10 protein-coding genes, 2 tRNA genes and 7 rRNA genes are annotated in these 24,554 nt (G+C 56.6%); 5 read left to right on the top strand and 14 right to left on the bottom strand.

Annotated features, from left to right (window positions below; all coding sequences use genetic code 11):
- Nucleotides 1-218: 218 nt before the first annotated feature.
- The 3 genes from NY023_RS00670 to lapG all read right to left on the bottom strand — a co-directional run bounded on the left by NY023_RS00670 (nucleotide 219) and on the right by lapG (nucleotide 4,143).
- Nucleotides 219-1,169 (bottom strand): IS110 family transposase, encoded by a 951-nt coding sequence (locus NY023_RS00670; RefSeq protein ID WP_013970357.1) that lies wholly within the window; start codon nucleotides 1,167-1,169, stop codon nucleotides 219-221.
- Between the two features lie 255 nt (nucleotides 1,170-1,424).
- Nucleotides 1,425-3,371: a cyclic di-GMP receptor LapD gene (gene lapD / locus NY023_RS00665; protein ID WP_013970356.1), complete on the bottom strand. Its 1,947-nt coding sequence runs from the start codon at nucleotides 3,369-3,371 to the stop codon at nucleotides 1,425-1,427.
- Nucleotides 3,372-3,381: 10 nt separating this feature from the next.
- A complete protein-coding gene (lapG, locus tag NY023_RS00660) occupies nucleotides 3,382-4,143 on the bottom strand; it encodes a cysteine protease LapG (RefSeq protein WP_013970355.1) in 762 nt (253 codons plus the stop codon).
- A 204-nt stretch (nucleotides 4,144-4,347) separates the two neighbouring features.
- On the opposite strand from lapG, the gene NY023_RS00655 reads away from it, so the two are divergent.
- The 4 genes from NY023_RS00655 (at nucleotide 4,348) to NY023_RS00640 (ending at nucleotide 9,193) form a co-directional block, all read left to right on the top strand.
- Nucleotides 4,348-5,037, top strand: coding sequence for a GntR family transcriptional regulator (locus tag NY023_RS00655; protein ID WP_013970354.1), 690 nt, complete (start codon nucleotides 4,348-4,350; stop codon nucleotides 5,035-5,037).
- Between the two features lie 111 nt (nucleotides 5,038-5,148).
- Nucleotides 5,149-5,652: a sigma-70 family RNA polymerase sigma factor gene (locus NY023_RS00650; protein WP_013970353.1), complete on the top strand. Its 504-nt coding sequence runs from the start codon at nucleotides 5,149-5,151 to the stop codon at nucleotides 5,650-5,652.
- A 4-nt stretch (nucleotides 5,653-5,656) separates the two neighbouring features.
- Nucleotides 5,657-6,613, top strand: a complete 957-nt coding sequence (locus NY023_RS00645; RefSeq protein ID WP_013970352.1) for a FecR domain-containing protein — start codon at nucleotides 5,657-5,659, stop codon at nucleotides 6,611-6,613.
- 165 nt (nucleotides 6,614-6,778) lie between these two features.
- A complete protein-coding gene (locus NY023_RS00640; RefSeq protein ID WP_013970351.1) occupies nucleotides 6,779-9,193 on the top strand; it encodes a TonB-dependent siderophore receptor in 2,415 nt (804 codons plus the stop codon).
- 243 nt (nucleotides 9,194-9,436) lie between these two features.
- On the opposite strand, the gene rrf (NY023_RS00635) is transcribed toward NY023_RS00640, so the two are convergent.
- From rrf (NY023_RS00635) to NY023_RS00585, 11 genes are all read right to left on the bottom strand, one after another.
- A 5S ribosomal RNA gene (gene rrf, locus NY023_RS00635) occupies nucleotides 9,437-9,552 on the bottom strand.
- A 108-nt stretch (nucleotides 9,553-9,660) separates the two neighbouring features.
- A 5S ribosomal RNA gene (rrf, locus tag NY023_RS00630) occupies nucleotides 9,661-9,776 on the bottom strand.
- Between the two features lie 129 nt (nucleotides 9,777-9,905).
- Nucleotides 9,906-12,798, bottom strand: a 23S ribosomal RNA gene (locus tag NY023_RS00625).
- A gap of 318 nt (nucleotides 12,799-13,116) precedes the next feature.
- Nucleotides 13,117-14,653: ribosomal RNA gene (locus NY023_RS00620) — 16S ribosomal RNA — on the bottom strand.
- A gap of 448 nt (nucleotides 14,654-15,101) precedes the next feature.
- Nucleotides 15,102-15,217 (bottom strand): 5S ribosomal RNA (gene rrf, locus NY023_RS00615).
- 130 nt (nucleotides 15,218-15,347) lie between these two features.
- Nucleotides 15,348-18,240: ribosomal RNA gene (locus NY023_RS00610) — 23S ribosomal RNA — on the bottom strand.
- Between the two features lie 250 nt (nucleotides 18,241-18,490).
- Nucleotides 18,491-18,566, bottom strand: a tRNA-Ala gene (locus NY023_RS00605).
- 24 nt (nucleotides 18,567-18,590) lie between these two features.
- Nucleotides 18,591-18,667 (bottom strand) — tRNA-Ile (locus NY023_RS00600).
- An 85-nt stretch (nucleotides 18,668-18,752) separates the two neighbouring features.
- A 16S ribosomal RNA gene (locus tag NY023_RS00595) occupies nucleotides 18,753-20,289 on the bottom strand.
- Together the 16S, 23S and 5S rRNA genes with 2 tRNA genes alongside form the textbook arrangement of a ribosomal RNA operon.
- A 723-nt stretch (nucleotides 20,290-21,012) precedes the next feature.
- Nucleotides 21,013-22,233: a CaiB/BaiF CoA transferase family protein gene (locus NY023_RS00590; protein ID WP_013970350.1), complete on the bottom strand. Its 1,221-nt coding sequence runs from the start codon at nucleotides 22,231-22,233 to the stop codon at nucleotides 21,013-21,015.
- 14 nt (nucleotides 22,234-22,247) lie between these two features.
- Nucleotides 22,248-23,429 carry an acyl-CoA dehydrogenase gene (locus NY023_RS00585; RefSeq protein WP_013970349.1) on the bottom strand — a complete coding sequence of 394 codons (1,182 nt, stop codon included), beginning with the start codon at nucleotides 23,427-23,429 and terminating at the stop codon, nucleotides 22,248-22,250.
- Nucleotides 23,430-23,590: 161 nt separating this feature from the next.
- Between NY023_RS00585 and NY023_RS00580 the strand changes: the two genes are divergently transcribed.
- Nucleotides 23,591-24,496 (top strand): LysR family transcriptional regulator, encoded by a 906-nt coding sequence (locus NY023_RS00580; RefSeq protein ID WP_013970348.1) that lies wholly within the window; start codon nucleotides 23,591-23,593, stop codon nucleotides 24,494-24,496.
- Nucleotides 24,497-24,554 lie beyond the last annotated feature (58 nt).

Raw genomic sequence — 24,554 nt, 5'->3', positions numbered from 1 at the left:
TCCTGGCCACTGTATTCAGTGGCCCCTCTGGCCTTATCGCCGGCAAGCCAGCTCCCACAGGTACAGCGCATGCCTTGAGTTTTGCGCTGTACCTGTGGGAGCAACTGTCTTTAGAAATTTATTTTCAAGCGTGCCATTCGGGCAGGGCTTCGCTCGATACCGCGTAGCGGTGTCGCTGGCGAAGCCCGCATTTGTAGAAAATCGATCCTCGTTCGTGATCAGGGTGCGGGTACCTGAGGCTTGAGCTCTTTCCACTCCGTTCCGTCACGCAGCATTGCGTTCAGGCGCACCAGCAACACGCGCATGCACGCCACTGCGGCAACTTTTGCGCGCTTGCCTCGGGCTATCAGGGCTTCATAGCGGGTTCTAACTTCTGGGACATGCTGGATCATTGACCAGATCGACATGTAGGCCGCCTTGCGGACTCTGTAACGCCCGCCTTCGATCTTCCTCGGGCCACTCTTCTTGCCGCTGTCTTTGTTGTACGGCGCTAACCCAGCCAAGGCTGCAATTTCGCGCCCCGTCACGCTTCCCAGCTCAGGTAGGTAGGCCATGAAGGTGCCACAACTGATGACGCCAATCCCTTTCACAGACCTTAGCCGCATGGCTGTCGTGCGATCCAGCACGTTCGAGGCACGCTCAATCGCCTTGTCCAAGGCCTTAATCTGATCATTCAGGTAAGCGACATGCTCGGTATAAACGGTAATGGCCGTAGCTGAAGTGGTTTGTTTCATCCGACGCTTGTCATCATCCCGATGCTGGACAAGATTGCCACGGAGTTTGATGAGCTCTCCCAGTTCATCCCGATCTTGATTAGGCTCTATCTGCGGCAAGTCCTCGAAGTCCCTGGCAAACCGCGCCAGCATCTGGGCGTCGATCTTGTCAGTCTTGGCAATTTTGCCCATGGCACTCGCATAGTCCCGACAGCGCCTGGGGTTGACCCTGACGACGTTCAAACCCTCCAGTCGCAAGGCTTTGAATACGGCCCGTTCATAGCCACCGGTGGCTTCCAGCAAGACCCGTTCGACCTCAAGCTCGTTCAGGCATGCGATCAGTTGCGCAAAGCCCTCAGAGTCATTCCTGACCTGGAACTGGGGAATACTTTCAGGAAGAAAGCCCACATCCAGAGTCGCTTTCGAAACGTCGAGACCAACGAAGTAGGAAATCATCGCCAAGCCCTCTTACACTCAAGAAGTGAGAGCACTCTGACTTAGCCCTAGCTTGTGACTGCGAGTTCGCCACTCATTCAACTGTTCGGGCTTAGGTCAGAGTGGGAGGTGGATGGCGACTAGGCTCCCACTCGTGCTTTAGAGCACACCTGGCTTTCAGTCTGCCATCCACTGCTCTCACCCTTTCGAGTTTAAGAGACCTTGAAGACACAAGCTGGCTTGCCGGCGATAGGGCCGGAACTGCAAACCCGACACTCACCCCCAAGGCGCAGGCTCGCCCACCAGTTGCCCCTGAATCCCGCTCACGCCCATTTCCTGCAACACCAACCGCTCCCCTTCCGTTTCGACCCGCTCGGCAATCAACGGCAGGTCGATGCTGTGTGCCGCGCGCTGGATCGCTTCGATGAACAGCCGCTTGTGCTGCTCATGGTCGATGTTGCGGATATAACTGCCGTCGATCTTCAGGTACGCCAGGCCCAGGTGCGCGAGGTTACCGATCATGCTGAAGCGCCCGCCAAAGCGTTGCAGCGCCAGGCCGAAGCCGAGCGCGTGCAGGCGCCGGGTCAGTTGCTCGAGGGCGGATTGCTCGGGCAACTGCTCTTCGCCGATCTCGAAGATCAGGCGTGGCCCCAGCGCCGTATGCTGGCCCAGCAGTTCGTAGACACGCTGCAAGGCCTTGGGGTCGGCCAGGGTGGCAGCAGACAGGTTCAGCGCCAGCACCTGGTCATGCCCACGCAGGTGCGCCAGTACTTTCTCCAGCACCAACATGTCCAACCGCGACATCCAGCCGAAGCGCTCCAACCAGGGCAGGAAGCGCCCCGCCGGCAGTGCCTCGCCCTGGCTATCCTTCAAGCGCGAAATCACCTTGTGGTGCAGCACCCGTTGCCCAGTGCCGCAATCCACCACCGGCTGGAAGAACAGCTCGAAATGCCCGTTGGTGAACGCCTGGTCGAGCCGTTCATGCCAGGCATGCTGGCTGTCTGCGGCAACTGCGGCGACACCTTGTTCAAGGCATACCCAGCCCGGCGTCGGCTGGTTCTCGGCGCGGGCCAGGGCCTCGTCGGCAAGTTTGAGCAGCGCCTGGGGGGCGTCACCGGGGCTGTAGGGCGCAAGGCCGATGCAGGCCACCGGGTCGATATCACTGGCGCCGGTTTCATGCAGGCTCTGCAACGTCGCTTCCAGGGCCTGGGCGAGCTGCACCGCCTCTTCATGCACCATGCCCGGCGCCAGCACGGCGAACTCGCCACCGCGGCTGCGGGAAATCAGGTCGTTGGTTTCCGGGTAGCTGGCACAGGTGCGGCGCAGTTGCTCCCCCACGGCCTGCAGCAACTGGTCGGTACGCTGGCCACCCAGTCGGGCATTCAACCCTGCCAGCCCCTGGACCCGCAGTAATAGCAGGTAGCCGGCGCGCGCTTCCTCCAGGTTGCTTACCCGGGTGTTCAACTGCATCTCGAAATAGCGGCGGTTGGACAGCCCGGTCAGGCTGTCCTGGTAGGACTCGGCACGCAACCGTTCACTGCGCTCGGCCTGCTCGGTGAACAGTGCCTTGAGCTTCTCGACCATCTGATTCATCGCCTGCACCACGCGGCGCAGTTCTGGCGTGCGCGGCAGTTCAGGCAGGCTGAGGAACTCGCGACGGGCAATGGCGTGGGACTGCTCGACCATGTAGTCCAGCGGCCGCAACTGGCGGCGCAACAGCAACGCGCCGAGCACGGCACTGGCCGCGCCGCACAGCAGCAACCAGCCCAGGCTGCCAAGGGCGCTTTGCCATAGCTTGGCAATGGCGAACATCGGGTGGCTGATCACTTCAACGCGCGCAGCCTGCTGCCAGCCGCGGCTGACGATGGCATCGCCACCGGCGGCCTCGAGGCCGATCAGGTGCACGAACCAGCGCGGCACACCGGCAGGATCAGGCTCGGCGTGACGCTCCACCAGTACGGCATTGGACCCCAGGTCGACGACCTTGATGCTTGCGTAATAACCACTGTCGAAGATCGAACTGACCATCAACTCGACCATCGCCGGGTCGTCGATATTCGGCGTCAGCGACAGCGCCAGCGCGGTAGCCGCATCCTGGGCGTGCGAGCGCAACTGGTTGACGTACTGGCTGCGCGAACTTTCCAGGCTGACCATGAAACTGCCACTGAAGGCGACCACCAGGAACAGGCAAATGGCCAACAGCAATTGTTTGAACAGTGACATCTGTGCTCCTTCAGTAAACCGGCTCGGCCGGGAACCCTTCGGCCTGCATTTTCTTCAGCAGATCCTGCCAGCGTGACAGCCGCTTGGTATCGCCGACCTTCTTGTTGCCTGCGGCCCCCGTCAGCCACAGCCCTTCGCCATTGAAGGCGTATACCGGCAGCAGGTCGGGACGCTGGCTGGCCGGCTTGATGGCATCCATCAGGCTGTCGAGCACCAGGGGTTGTGCCTGTGGGCTTGAATAATAGGTCAGGACCATGTGCGCCCGGTTCTGCCGCAATGCCTTGACGTAGGTGATGCGCAGTTTCTCGCTCGGGATACCCATACGCCGCAGGCTGAAATATTTGGCGATGGCGTAGTCCTCGCAGTCCCCTGCGCCCTTGATCAGAGCCTGCACAGGCGTGGCCCAGTAATCGACCTCATGCCACAGGTCGATGTCTTCGACATAGCGCAATTGTTGGTTGAAGAAGCGGTTGGCCGCCTGCAACCGCTCAAGCTCCGTGCCCTGCTTCTGCGTGGCCATCAGGTTCTGCCAGGCATCGATACGGCCCTTCCCGGCACCCAGCGGGCCGTACAAGGCCTGTGACTTGCGGCTGATCTGGGAAAAGTCCCAATCCGCGTGCAAGCCGCCCAGCAGCAAACTGCCCAGCAGCGCGGCCAAGGCGGCACGTTGCACAACGGTTTTGAGCATCCAGGATATCGCCACTGCGAAGCCCTGTTCAGGCCAGTCGAAAGCAGCGATGGTGCGGCTTGCCACGGCAAAAGACAATGGCACCCTGCAATCATGCACCCTTTGGTCAGCCGACCTACACTTTCTAATTAGATCGTTCTATAGGCCGCTTCCTTTGGCAGGCGACTTCATCCACCATAGCCGCGCTTTTGGGGCGCTCGTTCCACTGCGGGTACAGGTTTGACACCCTCACGAGCTGCCACTAGTGTCATTGGATCCAACTTTAGTCATCGTTGAGGCAGGCGTCGCGTGGCCGAAAAAATCAAATTGAGCAATGTGCTGGCCAGCGAGCAACTGTTGCCGCACCAGGCCCGCGGCGTGATCGAAGAACGCCTGCGCAGCGCCATTCTCGATGGCCGCTTGCCCCCAGGTACCGCTGTGCGACAACAAGAGCTGGCCACCTTGTTCGGCGTCAGCCGCATGCCCGTGCGTGAAGCCCTGCGCCAGCTCGAAGCGCAATCGCTGCTGAAAGTGGAGATGCACAAGGGCGCGGTGGTTGCGCCATTGATCGGCGAGGATGCGGTGGACACCTATGCCCTGCGCGTCCTGCTCGAAAGCGAGGCGCTGCGCCAGTCCATCCCGCTGCTCGATGCCAGCGACATCGCCAGCGCTCGCGGGTATATCCAGCAACTGGAGAACGAAACCCGGCATGCCGAAATCGGCCGCCTGAACCGCCTGTTCCACATGGCGTTGTACAACAAGGCGCCGAACAAGAAGCTGCTGCGCCTGATCGAAAACGAATTGAACGAGGAAGAGCGCTTCCTGCGTTTTCATCTTTCGTCCATGGGCCTGGGCAAGCTTACCCAGGATGATCACAACGCGCTGGTGGACGCAGCCAGCGACAAGCTGGTGGACAAGGCGATAGCGGTGCTGGAACAGCACCTGAATACCGCGGCACGGGTAATCCGCAAGTACCTGGATACGCAGCTGAGGCGCTGATGCGTGGGTGACTGCACGCACGGCGCAGTCAGATGGGTTGCAAATTGATTGAGCCGCGCCAACAATGAGACTAATTATCATTCATGTCCATTGATGCCAGCGCCCTCCTCCATGCCCAGCAACGACTCCGTGCAAACGCTCTACAGTGACCACCACGGCTGGCTGCATGCCTGGCTGCGCAGCAAGCTGGGCAATGCCGCCGATGCCGCCGACCTGGCCCAGGACACCTTCGTGCGCCTGCTGCAGCGTCGCGAGCAGCTGCAGTTGAACACACCCAGGGCCTTCTTGCGCACGGTTGCGCGCGGGTTGGTGATCGATCACTGGCGCCGCGAGGAGCTGCACAGGGCCTACCTCGAGGCACTGGCCCACATGCCGGAAGCACAAACCCCTTCAGCCGAAACCCGCGAGCTGCTGCTGGAGTTGCTGGAGCGCATAGCGCGCATGCTCGATGGTCTCAAGCCCAAAGTACGTCGCGCGTTCCTGCTGGCCCAATGCGAGGGGCTGAAGCACCAGGCCATCGCCGAGCAGATGGGGATATCCGTGCGTACCGTGGAGCGTTACATCGCCGATGCGCTCTACCATTGCTACGTCCTGCGCTATGAAGACGAGTGCTGAAGCGATGACCGCCGCACACCCTGGGGCAACAGCGGTCAAACAGGCCATTCAGTGGATGCTGAGGCTGCGCGAGAGCGGCCATGACCCTGCCCTGCAGCAACAGTGCGCGCAATGGCGCAGTGCCCGCCACGAACACGAACAGGCCTGGCAACGGGTGCTGCACTTGCATCAGGAGCTCGACCTGCGTGCCATCCCTGGCGCCGGGGTCGCCTTGCAGACTCTGGAAACCAGCCAACGGCGCCTGCACCGCCGGCAGGCGCTGAAGCTGCTTGGCGGCGTTGCCATGGCGGGGTCGGCTGCATGGCTGGGCAAAGACCTCGATGCGGTCAGCGCCTGGGCAGCGGACTATGCCACCGGTACGGGTGAACGACGCAGCTTCCCGCTTGCCGATGGCTCGCTGATGCAACTCAATACCCGCAGTGCCGTGGACGTGGTTTTCAATGACCAGCAGCACCTGATCCGCTTAAAGCAGGGGGAACTGATGATTACCTGCAATTCGCAGCGTCCCTTGCTGGTACAAACTCGCGACGCGTTGCTGGAAGGGTTCGAAGGGCGCTTTGTCGCACGTCAGGACAGCGACTGTACTCGGGTCAGCGTCAGTCACGGCAAAGTGGCGATACACCGGCCCGGCAATGGCCAACTGCAGTGGATCGAAAGCGGCCAGAACTGGCGCCTGGATGCTCAAGGTGCGCACCGGCTGGAAAGCGTGGACATGGACGCGATGGCCTGGAGCGAAGGGCTGATCGTCACCCGGGACATGCGCCTGTTCGACTTCCTCGCACAGGTCAGCCGTTATCGCCATGGCTACCTGACCTGCAGCGACGAGATCGCCGATTTGCGGCTGTCGGGTGTGTTCCGCCTGGAAGACCCCGAGCAACTGCTGCAGTTGCTCCCACGCACGCTACCTGTGCGGGTTCGCCAACGTACACGCTGGTGGGTGCGGGTGGAGGGCCTGGCCTGATCAGGCTTTTCTGGTTTTTGGCGGGTTTTCAACGCCGGTCCGGCTAGGACAGTAAGCGACACCTTCTGCCCTTCAACACCTCACGGACCACTCATGCCTATCACCCCGGTGCAAACGCACACGTGTAACACGAATGATTTTCGACCTGTCTTGCAATCCGCACTATTGCGCAAGGCCGTCCGCGCTGCCCTGTTTGGCACCGCCTTGGGCCTGACAGCAGCCCCGCAACTCTCCGTGGCGGCTGAGACAGCGCAGGTCAGCCACCACTATGCGATCCCGGCCGGACAGTTGGATGACGTGCTTAACCAGTTCGCTCGCCAGGCCGGCATCACCCTGTCAAGCACGCCTCAGCTCACCGATGGACTACACTCCAACGGCCTGCAGGGGCAGTACACCACCGATCAGGCCCTACGCCAGCTGCTCAATGGCAGCGGCCTGGAAGCCGTCAGCCAGGGCGGACGCAGCTACGTGCTGCAGGCACAACCGCAGGACGCAGCTCTGTCGTTGCCAGACACCGATATCCGAAGCTTTACCCTCGGCAATGCACTGGGCAGCACCGACGGTTACAACGCCACGCACAGCCAGGTGGCAACCAAGACCAGCATGCCGTTGGTGGAAACGTCCCAATCCGTTTCGGTGGTTACCCGCCAGCAGATTGATGACCAAGGCTCGCAGACCGTTGCCCAGGCCATGCGTTACACGCCTGGGGTACTGACCAACCCATACGGTGCGACCCATCGCTATGATTATGTGGCCATGCGCGGTTTCAACGACGGTTCGGTGGACAATATCTACGTCGACGGGCTCAAGTCGATGGGGGACAACGGCACCTACAGCACCATGCAGGTGGACCCGTACTTCCTCGAACGCATCGACATTCTGAAAGGGCCGTCTTCGGTACTGTATGGCCGAAGCTCGCCGGGAGGCCTGGTGGCACTGACCACCAAGAAGCCGCTGTTTACCCCCTACCATCAGGTCCAGGCCACGGTCGGCACCCAGGGGCAGCGTGGCATGGGTTTCGACTTCAGCGGCTCTGTGGATGACGATAAGCGCATTGCTTATCGCCTGACAGGCCTGGCGGATGCTTCCGACACACAGTTCGACCACAACAAGGAAGAACGCTACGCCATCGCGCCGGCCGTCAGCATCGACTTCACCGAAGACACCTCGCTCACCTTGCAGGCCTATCTGCAGCATGATCCCAACGGCGGCTACCACGGCGGCAACCCGGCAGACGGCATGCTGCACAAGCGCAACGGCTTGCGCCTGTCAGACCACTTTTTCGAGGGCGAGCCGGGTATCGACAATTACGAGCGCACCCAACAGTCCTTCAGCTACCAATTCGAGCATCGCTTCAACGATGTCTTCACCGCGCGGCAGAACTTCCGCTACCAGGATTCCGACGTGTCGATGGACCAGGTGTACTCGGCCGGTTGGGCGGATGCCGACAGCAATATCCTCAACCGCGCCTATACCGGTGGCGACGAGCGCCTGCATTCGTACATCATCGACAACATGCTGCAGGCAGAATTCTTCACTGGAGCCGCCAAGCACACCCTGTTGCTGGGCGCCGACTACCAACGGCGCAAGGCCGACGTGACGTGGCGTTATGGTACGGTCGACCCTCTGGATGCCGGCAACCCGCAGTACGGCAATGGCAACCTTCAGGTGCTGGGCGAAAATCGCTACCAGCGCCGCTTGCAGCAAACAGGCGTGTACCTGCAGGACCTGGTGGAGCTGGACCAGTGGCGCTTCTCTTTGGGGCTGCGCCAAGACTGGGTGAAGGTGTCCGAGGAGAATCGGGACAGCAACACCAAGGTCAGCGATCAACGCTCCAAGTTCACTACCCGGGCTGGGGTGCTCTACCTGTTCGAGAACGGCATTGCGCCGTATGTCAGCTACTCGGAGTCGTTCAACCCCAATACCGTCTCCGACCAGGAAGGTCGCCCGCTGGCACCGACCGAGGGCACGCAATGGGAAGCTGGCATCAAGTATCAGCCACCGGGCAGCGACAACCTGTTCACCGCATCGGTGTTCCGCATCGAGCAGGAGAACCTGGCCTCGAAACAGCCTGATGAAGACTTCTATCGCCCTGTAGGCCAAGTTCGCTCGCAAGGGCTGGAGCTTGAGGCTCATGTGCAGCTGACCGACAGCCTCAAGCTGCTGGGTGGCTATACCTTTACCGATATCGAGTATTCCAAGTCGATGCCGAGCCTGGTGTCGGGCAACCTGGACAACAAGGGCAATTCGCCAACCCAGGCGCCGAAGCAGATGTTCTCGCTGTGGGCTGATTACATCTTCCGTCAGGGGGCCCTGGATGGCCTGCGGCTGGGCGGTGGGGTGCGGTATGTGGGGTACAGCTGGGTGGATGCGGAAAACAGCATGAAGGTGCCTTCCTATACCCTGCTCGACGCCTCGATCGGCTATGACCTGGGCAAGGTCGGCCTCAAGGGCGTGGATGTGCGCCTGAACGCCAATAACCTTACCAATGAAAGCTACATCACCTCGTGTGCCAGCCTGAACTACTGCTACATGGGTGAAGAGCGCAACGTCAGCGCAACGGTCAGCTATCAGTTCTGATCTGACGACGGCCGCGAATACACGGTTTTGTAGGAGCGGCCTTGTGTCGCGATCGGGCGCGCAGCGGCCGCAATTCAGGCGCCGCGGTTTGTCTGGGTGATCGGGGATGCAGGTTTTGCGGCCGCTGCGCGCCCGATCGCGACGCAAGGCCGCTCCCACAGGAACCGCATATACCTTGGGAGCTTTAGGCCCGGAAAAGACAAAGCCCCTGTCTGCATCGCAGACAGGGGCTTTGGGTTTGAATCTTGACGATGACCTACTCTCACATGGGGAAACCCCACACTACCATCGGCGATGCATCGTTTCACTGCTGAGTTCGGGATGGGATCAGGTGGTTCCAATGCTCTATGGTCGTCAAGAAATTCTGTGTGCTGGCCCGTCCCTCGGACGTGCCTGCGAATCTCTGTAGTTCCTACTTAAAGGCAAAACCCCTACCTGCATGCGCAGATAGGGGTTTGCGAAATGAATCTTGACGATGACCTACTCTCACATGGGGAAACCCCACACTACCATCGGCGATGCATCGTTTCACTGCTGAGTTCGGGATGGGATCAGGTGGTTCCAATGCTCTATGGTCGTCAAGAAATTCTGTTGCCAGAATGTCCAGATGGACAGCCCAGCGAATTCGGATATGTGAATTTGTGGTTGCGAACTTTCGGTTCTTTCGTCTTCACCACCGCAATCTGCGCTTGGCAAATTGCTTGGGTGTTATATGGTCAAGCCTCACGGGCAATTAGTATTGGTTAGCTCAACGCCTCACAGCGCTTACACACCCAACCTATCAACGTCGTAGTCTTCGACGGCCCTTCAGGGGATTCAAGATCCCAGTGAGATCTCATCTTGAGGCAAGTTTCCCGCTTAGATGCTTTCAGCGGTTATCTCTTCCGAACATAGCTACCCGGCAATGCCACTGGCGTGACAACCGGAACACCAGAGGTTCGTCCACTCCGGTCCTCTCGTACTAGGAGCAGCCCCTCTCAAATCTCAAACGTCCACGGCAGATAGGGACCGAACTGTCTCACGACGTTCTAAACCCAGCTCGCGTACCACTTTAAATGGCGAACAGCCATACCCTTGGGACCGGCTTCAGCCCCAGGATGTGATGAGCCGACATCGAGGTGCCAAACACCGCCGTCGATATGAACTCTTGGGCGGTATCAGCCTGTTATCCCCGGAGTACCTTTTATCCGTTGAGCGATGGCCCTTCCATACAGAACCACCGGATCACTAAGACCTACTTTCGTACCTGCTCGACGTGTTGGTCTCGCAGTCAAGCGCGCTTTTGCCTTTATACTCTACGACCGATTTCCGACCGGTCTGAGCGCACCTTCGTACTCCTCCGTTACTCTTTGGGAGGAGACCGCCCCAGTCAAACTACCCACCATACACTGTCCTCGATCCGGATCACGGACCTGAGTTAGAACCTCAAAGTTGCCAGGGTGGTATTTCAAGGATGGCTCCATGAGAACTGGCGTCCCCACTTCAAAGCCTCCCACCTATCCTACACAAGCAAATTCAAAGTCCAGTGCAAAGCTATAGTAAAGGTTCACGGGGTCTTTCCGTCTAGCCGCGGATACACTGCATCTTCACAGCGATTTCAATTTCACTGAGTCTCGGGTGGAGACAGCGCCGCCATCGTTACGCCATTCGTGCAGGTCGGAACTTACCCGACAAGGAATTTCGCTACCTTAGGACCGTTATAGTTACGGCCGCCGTTTACCGGGGCTTCGATCAAGAGCTTCGCTTGCGCTAACCCCATCAATTAACCTTCCGGCACCGGGCAGGCGTCACACCCTATACGTCCACTTTCGTGTTTGCAGAGTGCTGTGTTTTTAATAAACAGTCGCAGCGGCCTGGTATCTTCGACCGGCATGGGCTTACGGAGCAAGTCCTTCACCCTCGCCGGCGCACCTTCTCCCGAAGTTACGGTGCCATTTTGCCTAGTTCCTTCACCCGAGTTCTCTCAAGCGCCTTGGTATTCTCTACCTAACCACCTGTGTCGGTTTGGGGTACGGTTCCCAGTTATCTGAAGCTTAGGAGCTTTTCTTGGAAGCATGGTATCAACCACTTCGTCGCCTAAAGGCAACTCGTCATCAGCTCTCGGCCTTGAAATCCCGGATTTGCCTAAGATTTCAGCCTACCACCTTAAACCTGGACAACCAACGCCAGGCTGGCCTAACCTTCTCCGTCCCTCCATCGCAATAACTGGAAGTACAGGAATATTAACCTGTTTTCCATCGACTACGCTTTTCAGCCTCGCCTTAGGGACCGACTAACCCTGCGTCGATTAACGTTGCGCAGGAAACCTTGGTCTTTCGGCGTGCGAGTTTTTCACTCGCATTGTCGTTACTCATGTCAGCATTCGCACTTCTGATACCTCCAGCAAGCTTCTCAACTCACCTTCACAGGCTTACAGAACGCTCCTCTACCGCATCACCAAAAGGTGATACCCGTAGCTTCGGTGCATGGTTTGAGCCCCGTTACATCTTCCGCGCAGGCCGACTCGACTAGTGAGCTATTACGCTTTCTTTAAAGGGTGGCTGCTTCTAAGCCAACCTCCTAGCTGTCTAAGCCTTCCCACATCGTTTCCCACTTAACCATGACTTTGGGACCTTAGCTGACGGTCTGGGTTGTTTCCCTTTTCACGACGGACGTTAGCACCCGCCGTGTGTCTCCCATGCTCGGCACTTCCAGGTATTCGGAGTTTGCATCGGTTTGGTAAGTCGGGATGACCCCCTAGCCGAAACAGTGCTCTACCCCCTGGAGTGATACATGAGGCGCTACCTAAATAGCTTTCGAGGAGAACCAGCTATCTCCGAGCTTGATTAGCCTTTCACTCCGATCCACAGGTCATCCGCTAACTTTTCAACGGTAGTCGGTTCGGTCCTCCAGTCAGTGTTACCTAACCTTCAACCTGCCCATGGATAGATCGCCCGGTTTCGGGTCTATACCCAGCGACTAAACGCCCTATTAAGACTCGCTTTCGCTACGCCTCCCCTATTCGGTTAAGCTCGCCACTGAATATAAGTCGCTGACCCATTATACAAAAGGTACGCAGTCACCTAACAAAGTAGGCTCCCACTGCTTGTACGCATACGGTTTCAGGTTCTATTTCACTCCCCTCTCCGGGGTTCTTTTCGCCTTTCCCTCACGGTACTGGTTCACTATCGGTCAGTCAGTAGTATTTAGCCTTGGAGGATGGTCCCCCCATATTCAGACAAAGTTTCTCGTGCTCCGTCCTACTCGATTTCATTGACAAGAGATTTTCGTGTACGGGGCTATCACCCACTATGGCCACACTTTCCAGAGCGTTCCACTAATCTCAAACCAACTTAAGGGCTGGTCCCCGTTCGCTCGCCACTACTAAGGGAATCTCGGTTGATTTCTTTTCCTCAGGGTACTTAGATGTTTCAGTTCCCCTGGTTCGCCTCTTGCACCTATGTATTCAGTACAAGATACTCAGCTTGTGCTGAGTGGGTTCCCCCATTCAGAGATCTCTGGATCACAGTCTGTTTGCCGACTCCCCAGAGCTTATCGCAGGCTACCACGTCTTTCATCGCCTCTGACTGCCAAGGCATCCACCGTATGCGCTTCTTCACTTGACCATATAACCCCAAGCAATCTGGTTATACTGTGAAGACGACATTCGCCGAAAATTCGCATTTCGCTCAATTAAGAGCAGAACTCACAAATTTTACCTTAGCCTGATTAACCAGCAGTGAAACTGGTCATCAGTCTATATCTATCACATATCCGAATTTTTAAAGAACGATCTGACAAAAGTCAGAAATCAACATTCGAAGCGAATGCTCATTTCCAAGTTCTGATCAGGAACAACATTAGATCTATAGAGACCTTGATCGCCTTCAACCATGAATCAAGCAATTCGTGTGGGAGCTCATCAGCAGGCTGATGTCGTCGATTAAGGAGGTGATCCAGCCGCAGGTTCCCCTACGGCTACCTTGTTACGACTTCACCCCAGTCATGAATCACACCGTGGTAACCGTCCTCCCGAAGGTTAGACTAGCTACTTCTGGTGCAACCCACTCCCATGGTGTGACGGGCGGTGTGTACAAGGCCCGGGAACGTATTCACCGCGACATTCTGATTCGCGATTACTAGCGATTCCGACTTCACGCAGTCGAGTTGCAGACTGCGATCCGGACTACGATCGGTTTTGTGAGATTAGCTCCACCTCGCGGCTTGGCAACCCTCTGTACCGACCATTGTAGCACGTGTGTAGCCCAGGCCGTAAGGGCCATGATGACTTGACGTCATCCCCACCTTCCTCCGGTTTGTCACCGGCAGTCTCCTTAGAGTGCCCACCATGACGTGCTGGTAACTAAGGACAAGGGTTGCGCTCGTTACGGGACTTAACCCAACATCTCACGACACGAGCTGACGACAGCCATGCAGCACCTGTGTCAGAGTTCCCGAAGGCACCAATCCATCTCTGGAAAGTTCTCTGCATGTCAAGGCCTGGTAAGGTTCTTCGCGTTGCTTCGAATTAAACCACATGCTCCACCGCTTGTGCGGGCCCCCGTCAATTCATTTGAGTTTTAACCTTGCGGCCGTACTCCCCAGGCGGTCAACTTAATGCGTTAGCTGCGCCACTAAAATCTCAAGGATTCCAACGGCTAGTTGACATCGTTTACGGCGTGGACTACCAGGGTATCTAATCCTGTTTGCTCCCCACGCTTTCGCACCTCAGTGTCAGTATCAGTCCAGGTGGTCGCCTTCGCCACTGGTGTTCCTTCCTATATCTACGCATTTCACCGCTACACAGGAAATTCCACCACCCTCTACCGTACTCTAGCTCGCCAGTTTTGGATGCAGTTCCCAGGTTGAGCCCGGGGCTTTCACATCCAACTTAACGAACCACCTACGCGCGCTTTACGCCCAGTAATTCCGATTAACGCTTGCACCCTCTGTATTACCGCGGCTGCTGGCACAGAGTTAGCCGGTGCTTATTCTGTCGGTAACGTCAAAACAGCAAGGTATTAACTTACTGCCCTTCCTCCCAACTTAAAGTGCTTTACAATCCGAAGACCTTCTTCACACACGCGGCATGGCTGGATCAGGCTTTCGCCCATTGTCCAATATTCCCCACTGCTGCCTCCCGTAGGAGTCTGGACCGTGTCTCAGTTCCAGTGTGACTGATCATCCTCTCAGACCAGTTACGGATCGTCGCCTTGGTGAGCCATTACCCCACCAACTAGCTAATCCGACCTAGGCTCATCTGATAGCGCAAGGCCCGAAGGTCCCCTGCTTTCTCCCGTAGGACGTATGCGGTATTAGCGTTCCTTTCGAAACGTTGTCCCCCACTACCAGGCAGATTCCTAGGCATTACTCACCCGTCCGCCGCTGAATCAAGGAGCAAGCTCCCGTCATCCGCTCGACTTGCATGTGTTAGGCCTGCCGCCAGCGTTCAATCTGAGCCATGATCAAACTCTTCAGTTCAATACTGCTTGGGTTTTTAAGAAACCCTAAACTTGGCTCAGCAATCTCAAATGACTATGTGATTTCTCGCATGGCCACTTGTGATGCTGATAATCTTTTTGACTATCAGTCCGTACTCACAAGCACCCACACGAATTGCTTGATTCGATTTGTTAAAGAGCGGTTGGTTAAGAGCTTTTCGTCTCAACCGAGGCGCGCATTCTACGCTTTCCTCATTTGCTGTCAAGCGTTTATTTTGAAGTTTTTGGCGAGAAACTCGTTTAACTTCAGACACTTGACTCGCTTCGATCTCTCGTCGCGGGAGGTGAATAATACAGCATTCAAAAACGCTGTCAACCACCTTTTTACCACCACTGGCTGGCTGCGTAGCCTACCAGGAGAAGCGATAGCTTCTACTTAAAGACAAAACCCCTACCTGCATGTGCAGATAGGGGTTTTGCGAAATGAATCTTGACGATGACCTACTCTCACATGGGGAAACCCCACACTACCATCGGCGATGCATCGTTTCACTGCTGAGTTCGGGATGGGATCAGGTGGTTCCAATGCTCTATGGTCGTCAAGAAATTCTGTTGCCAGAATGTCCAGATGGACAGCCCAGCGAATCCGGATATGCGATATTTGTGGTTGCGAACTTTCGGTTCTTTCGTCTTCACCACCGCAATCTGCGCTTGGCAAATTGCTTGGGTGTTATATGGTCAAGCCTCACGGGCAATTAGTATTGGTTAGCTCAACGCCTCACAGCGCTTACACACCCAACCTATCAACGTCGTAGTCTTCGACGGCCCTTCAGGGGATTCAAGATCCCAGTGAGATCTCATCTTGAGGCAAGTTTCCCGCTTAGATGCTTTCAGCGGTTATCTCTTCCGAACATAGCTACCCGGCAATGCCACTGGCGTGACAACCGGAACACCAGAGGTTCGTCCACTCCGGTCCTCTCGTACTAGGAGCAGCCCCTCTCAAATCTCAAACGTCCACGGCAGATAGGGACCGAACTGTCTCACGACGTTCTAAACCCAGCTCGCGTACCACTTTAAATGGCGAACAGCCATACCCTTGGGACCGGCTTCAGCCCCAGGATGTGATGAGCCGACATCGAGGTGCCAAACACCGCCGTCGATATGAACTCTTGGGCGGTATCAGCCTGTTATCCCCGGAGTACCTTTTATCCGTTGAGCGATGGCCCTTCCATACAGAACCACCGGATCACTAAGACCTACTTTCGTACCTGCTCGACGTGTTGGTCTCGCAGTCAAGCGCGCTTTTGCCTTTATACTCTACGACCGATTTCCGACCGGTCTGAGCGCACCTTCGTACTCCTCCGTTACTCTTTGGGAGGAGACCGCCCCAGTCAAACTACCCACCATACACTGTCCTCGATCCGGATCACGGACCTGAGTTAGAACCTCAAAGTTGCCAGGGTGGTATTTCAAGGATGGCTCCATGAGAACTGGCGTCCCCACTTCAAAGCCTCCCACCTATCCTACACAAGCAAATTCAAAGTCCAGTGCAAAGCTATAGTAAAGGTTCACGGGGTCTTTCCGTCTAGCCGCGGATACACTGCATCTTCACAGCGATTTCAATTTCACTGAGTCTCGGGTGGAGACAGCGCCGCCATCGTTACGCCATTCGTGCAGGTCGGAACTTACCCGACAAGGAATTTCGCTACCTTAGGACCGTTATAGTTACGGCCGCCGTTTACCGGGGCTTCGATCAAGAGCTTCGCTTGCGCTAACCCCATCAATTAACCTTCCGGCACCGGGCAGGCGTCACACCCTATACGTCCACTTTCGTGTTTGCAGAGTGCTGTGTTTTTAATAAACAGTCGCAGCGGCCTGGTATCTTCGACCGGCATGGGCTTACGGAGCAAGTCCTTCACCCTCGCCGGCGCACCTTCTCCCGAAGTTACGGTGCCATTTTGCCTAGTTCCTTCACCCGAGTTCTCTCAAGCGCCTTGGTATTCTCTACCTAACCACCTGTGTCGGTTTGGGGTACGGTTCCCAGTTATCTGAAGCTTAGGAGCTTTTCTTGGAAGCATGGTATCAACCACTTCGTCGCCTAAAGGCAACTCGTCATCAGCTCTCGGCCTTGAAATCCCGGATTTGCCTAAGATTTCAGCCTACCACCTTAAACCTGGACAACCAACGCCAGGCTGGCCTAACCTTCTCCGTCCCTCCATCGCAATAACTGGAAGTACAGGAATATTAACCTGTTTTCCATCGACTACGCTTTTCAGCCTCGCCTTAGGGACCGACTAACCCTGCGTCGATTAACGTTGCGCAGGAAACCTTGGTCTTTCGGCGTGCGAGTTTTTCACTCGCATTGTCGTTACTCATGTCAGCATTCGCACTTCTGATACCTCCAGCAAGCTTCTCAACTCACCTTCACAGGCTTACAGAACGCTCCTCTACCGCATCACCAAAAGGTGATACCCGTAGCTTCGGTGCATGGTTTGAGCCCCGTTACATCTTCCGCGCAGGCCGACTCGACTAGTGAGCTATTACGCTTTCTTTAAAGGGTGGCTGCTTCTAAGCCAACCTCCTAGCTGTCTAAGCCTTCCCACATCGTTTCCCACTTAACCATGACTTTGGGACCTTAGCTGACGGTCTGGGTTGTTTCCCTTTTCACGACGGACGTTAGCACCCGCCGTGTGTCTCCCATGCTCGGCACTTCCAGGTATTCGGAGTTTGCATCGGTTTGGTAAGTCGGGATGACCCCCTAGCCGAAACAGTGCTCTACCCCCTGGAGTGATACATGAGGCGCTACCTAAATAGCTTTCGAGGAGAACCAGCTATCTCCGAGCTTGATTAGCCTTTCACTCCGATCCACAGGTCATCCGCTAACTTTTCAACGGTAGTCGGTTCGGTCCTCCAGTCAGTGTTACCTAACCTTCAACCTGCCCATGGATAGATCGCCCGGTTTCGGGTCTATACCCAGCGACTAAACGCCCTATTAAGACTCGCTTTCGCTACGCCTCCCCTATTCGGTTAAGCTCGCCACTGAATATAAGTCGCTGACCCATTATACAAAAGGTACGCAGTCACCTAACAAAGTAGGCTCCCACTGCTTGTACGCATACGGTTTCAGGTTCTATTTCACTCCCCTCTCCGGGGTTCTTTTCGCCTTTCCCTCACGGTACTGGTTCACTATCGGTCAGTCAGTAGTATTTAGCCTTGGAGGATGGTCCCCCCATATTCAGACAAAGTTTCTCGTGCTCCGTCCTACTCGATTTCATTGACAAGAGATTTTCGTGTACGGGGCTATCACCCACTATGGCCACACTTTCCAGAGCGTTCCACTAATCTCAAACCAACTTAAGGGCTGGTCCCCGTTCGCTCGCCACTACTAAGGGAATCTCGGTTGATTTCTTTTCCTCAGGGTACTTAGATGTTTCAGTTCCCCTGGTTCGCCTCTTGCACCTATGTATTCAGTACAAGATACTCAGCTTGTGCTGAGTGGGTTCCCCCATTCAGAGATCTCTGGATCACAGTCTGTTTGCCGACTCCCCAGAGCTTATCGCAGGCTACCACGTCTTTCATCGCCTCTGACTGCCAAGGCATCCACCGTATGCGCTTCTTCACTTGACCATATAACCCCAAGCAATCTGGTTATACTGTGAAGACGACATTCGCCGAAAATTCGCATGTTGCGCTTGCGCGCAGAACTCACAAATTTTACCTTAGCCTGATTTCCAGCAGTGAAACTGGTCATCAGTCTATATCTATCACATATCCGAATTTTTAAAGAACGATCTGACAAAAGCCAGAAATCAACATTCACACTGGAATGTTCATTTCTAAGTTCTGATCAAGTGCAACACTTCACAACCGCAGAAAGTGGTGGAGCCAAGCGGGATCGAACCGCTGACCTCCTGCGTGCAAGGCAGGCGCTCTCCCAGCTGAGCTATGGCCCCGTATTCTACGGCTGAACCATGTAATGGTAGGTCTGGGCAGATTTGAACTGCCGACCTCACCCTTATCAGGGGTGCGCTCTAACCAACTGAGCTACAGACCTATAACAGGGTCGCGTTACAGCATCGTCTTTTACAATGAATCAAGCAATTCGTGTGGGAGCTCATCAGTAGGCTGATGTCGTCGATTAAGGAGGTGATCCAGCCGCAGGTTCCCCTACGGCTACCTTGTTACGACTTCACCCCAGTCATGAATCACACCGTGGTAACCGTCCTCCCGAAGGTTAGACTAGCTACTTCTGGTGCAACCCACTCCCATGGTGTGACGGGCGGTGTGTACAAGGCCCGGGAACGTATTCACCGCGACATTCTGATTCGCGATTACTAGCGATTCCGACTTCACGCAGTCGAGTTGCAGACTGCGATCCGGACTACGATCGGTTTTGTGAGATTAGCTCCACCTCGCGGCTTGGCAACCCTCTGTACCGACCATTGTAGCACGTGTGTAGCCCAGGCCGTAAGGGCCATGATGACTTGACGTCATCCCCACCTTCCTCCGGTTTGTCACCGGCAGTCTCCTTAGAGTGCCCACCATGACGTGCTGGTAACTAAGGACAAGGGTTGCGCTCGTTACGGGACTTAACCCAACATCTCACGACACGAGCTGACGACAGCCATGCAGCACCTGTGTCAGAGTTCCCGAAGGCACCAATCCATCTCTGGAAAGTTCTCTGCATGTCAAGGCCTGGTAAGGTTCTTCGCGTTGCTTCGAATTAAACCACATGCTCCACCGCTTGTGCGGGCCCCCGTCAATTCATTTGAGTTTTAACCTTGCGGCCGTACTCCCCAGGCGGTCAACTTAATGCGTTAGCTGCGCCACTAAAATCTCAAGGATTCCAACGGCTAGTTGACATCGTTTACGGCGTGGACTACCAGGGTATCTAATCCTGTTTGCTCCCCACGCTTTCGCACCTCAGTGTCAGTATCAGTCCAGGTGGTCGCCTTCGCCACTGGTGTTCCTTCCTATATCTACGCATTTCACCGCTACACAGGAAATTCCACCACCCTCTACCGTACTCTAGCTCGCCAGTTTTGGATGCAGTTCCCAGGTTGAGCCCGGGGCTTTCACATCCAACTTAACGAACCACCTACGCGCGCTTTACGCCCAGTAATTCCGATTAACGCTTGCACCCTCTGTATTACCGCGGCTGCTGGCACAGAGTTAGCCGGTGCTTATTCTGTCGGTAACGTCAAAACAGCAAGGTATTAACTTACTGCCCTTCCTCCCAACTTAAAGTGCTTTACAATCCGAAGACCTTCTTCACACACGCGGCATGGCTGGATCAGGCTTTCGCCCATTGTCCAATATTCCCCACTGCTGCCTCCCGTAGGAGTCTGGACCGTGTCTCAGTTCCAGTGTGACTGATCATCCTCTCAGACCAGTTACGGATCGTCGCCTTGGTGAGCCATTACCTCACCAACTAGCTAATCCGACCTAGGCTCATCTGATAGCGCAAGGCCCGAAGGTCCCCTGCTTTCTCCCGTAGGACGTATGCGGTATTAGCGTTCCTTTCGAAACGTTGTCCCCCACTACCAGGCAGATTCCTAGGCATTACTCACCCGTCCGCCGCTGAATCAAGGAGCAAGCTCCCGTCATCCGCTCGACTTGCATGTGTTAGGCCTGCCGCCAGCGTTCAATCTGAGCCATGATCAAACTCTTCAGTTCAATACTGCTTGGGTTTTTAAGAAACCCTAAACTTGGCTCAGCAATCTCAAATGACTATGTGATTTCTCGCATGGCCACTTGTGATGCTGATAATCTTTTTGACTATCAGTCCGTACTCACAAGCACCCACACGAATTGCTTGATTCGATTTGTTAAAGAGCGGTTGGTTAAGAGCTTTTCGTCTCAACCGAGGCGCGCATTCTACGCTTTCCTCATTTGCTGTCAAGCGTTTATTTTGAAGTTTTTGGCGAGAAACTCGTTTAGCTTCAAACACTTGACTCGCTGCGATCTCTCGTAGCGGGAGGCGAATCATACAGCGTTTAGAAGCGCTGTCAACCATCATCTCGACCGCTATCGACCGAAGGATCGAAGCGCCTCCAGTACTACCTGGATAGCTTAACTCTTTGAATTTCAAGGAGTTTTTCTTTCCGACTACGCTGGAAGTGCGGCGCATTATAAGGGGATTAGGAAGCCCGTCAACCTTTAATTTCAAGAAAGTGAAATATAAGAGGAAAAGATGGCATCAGGGCCACCAGGTGCTCGCCACAACACATTCTGCGCCTATGAGATCGAGCGCCAGAGAACCCAAGGCAGGCACCTCTCAAAGCCAACACCATCTCAAAACAGCCCCTGAGCGCCCTGCCTCAACCAAGCAGCCAAAACCCTAAAAGCAAAGCAGGGAGGCCTGACGGCCTCCCCGCTTTTCAGTAAAACCCGCTGCCTCTAGAGCACACCAGCACCACGCAAGCGCTGCACCTCAGCGGTATCCAGGCCCAACACCTCCCCCAGCACCATCTCGGTATGCTCGCCCAGCAGCGGCGGCGCCCGGCGATATTCCACCGGTGTCTCCGACAACCGTATCGGGCTCGCCACCTGCGGCACGCTACCCGCCAATGGATGCGGAATATTCACCGCCAACCCACGAGCCAGCACCTGAGGATCCTGGAACATCTGCGCCAGGTCATTGATAGGCCCACACGGCACCCCCGCAGCCTCCAGCTGGCTCACCCACTCGGCCGTGGTCTTGAACACCGTAGCCTGGCGGATCAATGGAATCAGCTCGGCCCGGTTGGCCACCCGCAGCTTGTTGGTAACGAAACGCGGATCATCCGCCCATTGCGGCTGCCCGGCCACCTCGGCGAACCTGCGAAACTGGCTATCGTTACCCACGGTAAGAATGAAGTCGCCATCCGCCGTCGGAAAATCCTGGTAAGGCACGATATTGGGATGCGCATTCCCCAGGCGGCGAGGCGGGTTGCCCGTGGTCAGGTAGTTCATCGCCTGGTTCGCCAAGCAGGCTACCTGCACATCGAGCAACGCCATGTCGACATGCTGGCCCACCCCGGTCTGGTCCCGATGGGCGAGCGCAGCAAGGATGGCTACCGTGGAATACAACCCGGTCAGGATGTCGGTCAGTGCCACCCCAACCTTGACCGGCCCCGCACCTTCCTCGCCCTCCGGGCGACCGGTCAGGCTCATCAGCCCGCCCAAACCCTGGATCATGAAGTCATAACCCGCGCGCTTGGCATAAGGCCCAGTCTGACCGAAGCCGGTGATGGAACAATAGATAAGCCGCGGGTTGACCGCCTTCAGGCTCTGATAGTCCAGCCCATAGGCAGCCAACCCACCCACCTTGAAGTTTTCGATGACGATATCCGACTTCGCCGCCAACTCATGCACCAGGCGCTGCCCTTCGGACTGGGTAAAGTCGATGGTCACCGAGCGCTTGTTACGGTTGGCCGACAGGTAATAGGCCGCCTCACCGGTGTTCTCACCCTGGGTGTCCTTGAGGAAAGGTGGCCCCCATGAACGGGTATCGTCACCACTGCCAGGGCGCTCGACCTTGATCACGTCGGCGCCAAGGTCAGCGAGAATCTGGCCAGACCATGGGCCGGCCAACACGCGCGAAAGGTCCAGCACCCGCAGATGTGATAGCGCGCCCATGGGCTGGCTCCTTATCAATAGAAGGCCTGGATACCGGTTTGCGCACGCCCCAGGATCAGTGCATGCACGTCGTGGGTACCTTCATAGGTGTTGACCACCTCCAGGTTGACCAGGTGACGGGCCACCCCGAACTCGTCGGAGATGCCATTGCCACCCAGCATGTCACGCGCCATGCGGGCGATATCCAACGCCTTGCCGCAGGAGTTGCGCTTCATGATCGAGGTGATTTCCACCGCCGCGGTACCTTCGTCCTTCATCCGCCCCAGGCGCAGGCAGCCCTGCAGCGCCAGGGTGATTTCGGTCTGCATGTCGGCCAGCTTCTTCTGGATCAGCTGGTTGGCAGCCAGCGGGCGGCCGAACTGCTGACGATCCAGGGTGTATTGACGTGCGGTGTGCCAGCAGGCTTCGGCGGCACCCAATGCGCCCCAGGAGATGCCATAGCGGGCCGAGTTCAGGCAGGTGAACGGACCTTTGAGGCCGCGCACATCCGGGAAGATGTTTTCTTCCGGCACGAACACATTGTCCATGACGATTTCACCGGTGATCGAGGCGCGCAGGCCGACCTTGCCGTGGATCGCCGGGGCGCTAAGGCCTTCCCAGCCCTTTTCCAGAACAAAGCCGCGGATATCACCCGTATCATCCTTGGCCCAGACCACGAACACATCGGCGATCGGGCTGTTGGTGATCCACATCTTGCTGCCGGTAAGGCGGTAGCCGCCATCGACCTTCCGGGCACGCGTGATCATCGAGCCCGGGTCAGAACCGTGATTCGGCTCGGTCAAGCCAAAGCAACCGATCCACTCACCACTGGCCAGTCTGGGCAAATACTTCTGCTTTTGCGCCTCGGTACCGAATTCGTTGATCGGCACCATCACCAGCGACGACTGCACGCTCATCATCGAGCGGTAACCCGAGTCGATACGCTCCACTTCGCGAGCGATCAGGCCATAGCATACGTAATTGAGGCCGCTACCACCGTACTGCTCGGGAATGGTGGCGCCCAGCAGCCCGACCTCACCCATCTCGCGGAAGATCGCCGGATCAGTCTGCTCATGACGAAAGGCCTCGAGCACACGCGGGGCCAGCTTGTCCTGGGCGAACTGATAAGCGCTGTCACGTACCATGCGCTCTTCTTCAGTGAGCTGCTGATCGAGCAGCAGCGGGTCGATCCAGTTGAAGCTTGCTTTACCGGCCATGAGCGAAATCCTCGAAATAGGGGGCAGTTTCTTGTGCCTTTGAGCCTAGGCCTGATCGGCCGCCGCGACAAACGAGGATTGCGCACCAATTAGTGATAATTTGTCACTTCGTGAATCGGCAAAACGCCATATTGACAGCCTTACAAGTGAGGTTGACGTACATGCGCCGCAAGATCCCCAGTACCGCCGCCCTGGTTTGCTTCGAGGCGGCGGCACGCAACGAGAGCTTCACCAAGGCCGCCCAGGAACTCGCCCTGACCCAGAGTGCCGTCTGTCGGCAGATCGGCGGCCTGGAGGCCTTCCTCAATGTGGAACTGTTCCGCCGCTCGCGCCGCGGCGTGAAGCTGACCGAAGCCGGCCTTTCCTATAGCCGCCAGGTTGCCGCCCAACTGGACGCAGTGGAACGCGACACCCTGTCGGTGATGCGCCAGCAGGGCGCCAACGTGATCGAGCTGGCCGTGGTGCCGACCTTCGGCACCCAGTGGCTGCTACCGCGGCTCAAGGACTTCCAGCAATGCCACCCGGAGGTCACGGTCAACCTCACAAACCGCACCCGGCCATTCCTGTTTGCCGACACCACCTTTGACGCCGCTATCTATTTCGGCGACGCCGACTGGTCCGGTACCCAGTCGCACCGGCTGATGGGGGAAAACCCGGTACCAGTGTGCAGCCCGGCGCTGCTGGACGGGCAGGGCATGCTCGAGGCGCGCCGCATCGCGCAACTGCCACTGCTGCAGCAAAGCACGCGCCCCTATGCCTGGCGGCAATGGTTCGGCAGCGTCGGCATGAATGTAGAGCGCGACATGACAGGCCCGCGCTATGAACTATTCTCGATGCTCGCCCAGGCGGCCATGCACCAGATGGGCATCGCCCTGATTCCGCCGTTCCTGATTCAGCGCGAGTTGGAGGAGGGGAGGTTGGTGGTCGCTAACAGACATGCCCTGAGTAGCGACAAGGCCTACTATCTGATGATCCCAGAGCGGAAGGTGGAGTCGGCCTCGCTGCGCGCCTTTCGCGACTGGCTGCTGAGCCAGGCCCTGGCGTATACCGCAAGAGCGATAAGCTGACTTCGTAGTCAATTATTTTAAACACCTACAGATATATGTATTTGTCGCATATACATAA

The sequence above is a fragment of the Pseudomonas sp. NBB genome (assembly GCF_032701105.1).
In the GTDB taxonomy this organism is placed as follows: Bacteria; Pseudomonadota; Gammaproteobacteria; order Pseudomonadales; family Pseudomonadaceae; genus Aquipseudomonas; species Aquipseudomonas asiatica.
Note: the sequence above shows the minus strand (reverse complement) of the source record. Positions and strands in the feature narration are given on the sequence as shown.

Coding starts and splice junctions, on each gene's coding strand:
- NY023_RS00670 (WP_013970357.1), bottom strand. CDS start 1,169: ATGATTTCCTACTTCGTTGGTCTCGACGTTTCGAAAGCGACTCTGGAT.
- lapD (WP_013970356.1), bottom strand. CDS start 3,371: ATGTCACTGTTCAAACAATTGCTGTTGGCCATTTGCCTGTTCCTGGTG.
- NY023_RS00650 (WP_013970353.1), top strand. CDS start 5,149: ATGCCCAGCAACGACTCCGTGCAAACGCTCTACAGTGACCACCACGGC.
- NY023_RS00645 (WP_013970352.1), top strand. CDS start 5,657: ATGACCGCCGCACACCCTGGGGCAACAGCGGTCAAACAGGCCATTCAG.
- NY023_RS00590 (WP_013970350.1), bottom strand. CDS start 22,233: ATGGGCGCGCTATCACATCTGCGGGTGCTGGACCTTTCGCGCGTGTTG.
- NY023_RS00585 (WP_013970349.1), bottom strand. CDS start 23,429: ATGGCCGGTAAAGCAAGCTTCAACTGGATCGACCCGCTGCTGCTCGAT.
- NY023_RS00580 (WP_013970348.1), top strand. CDS start 23,591: ATGCGCCGCAAGATCCCCAGTACCGCCGCCCTGGTTTGCTTCGAGGCG.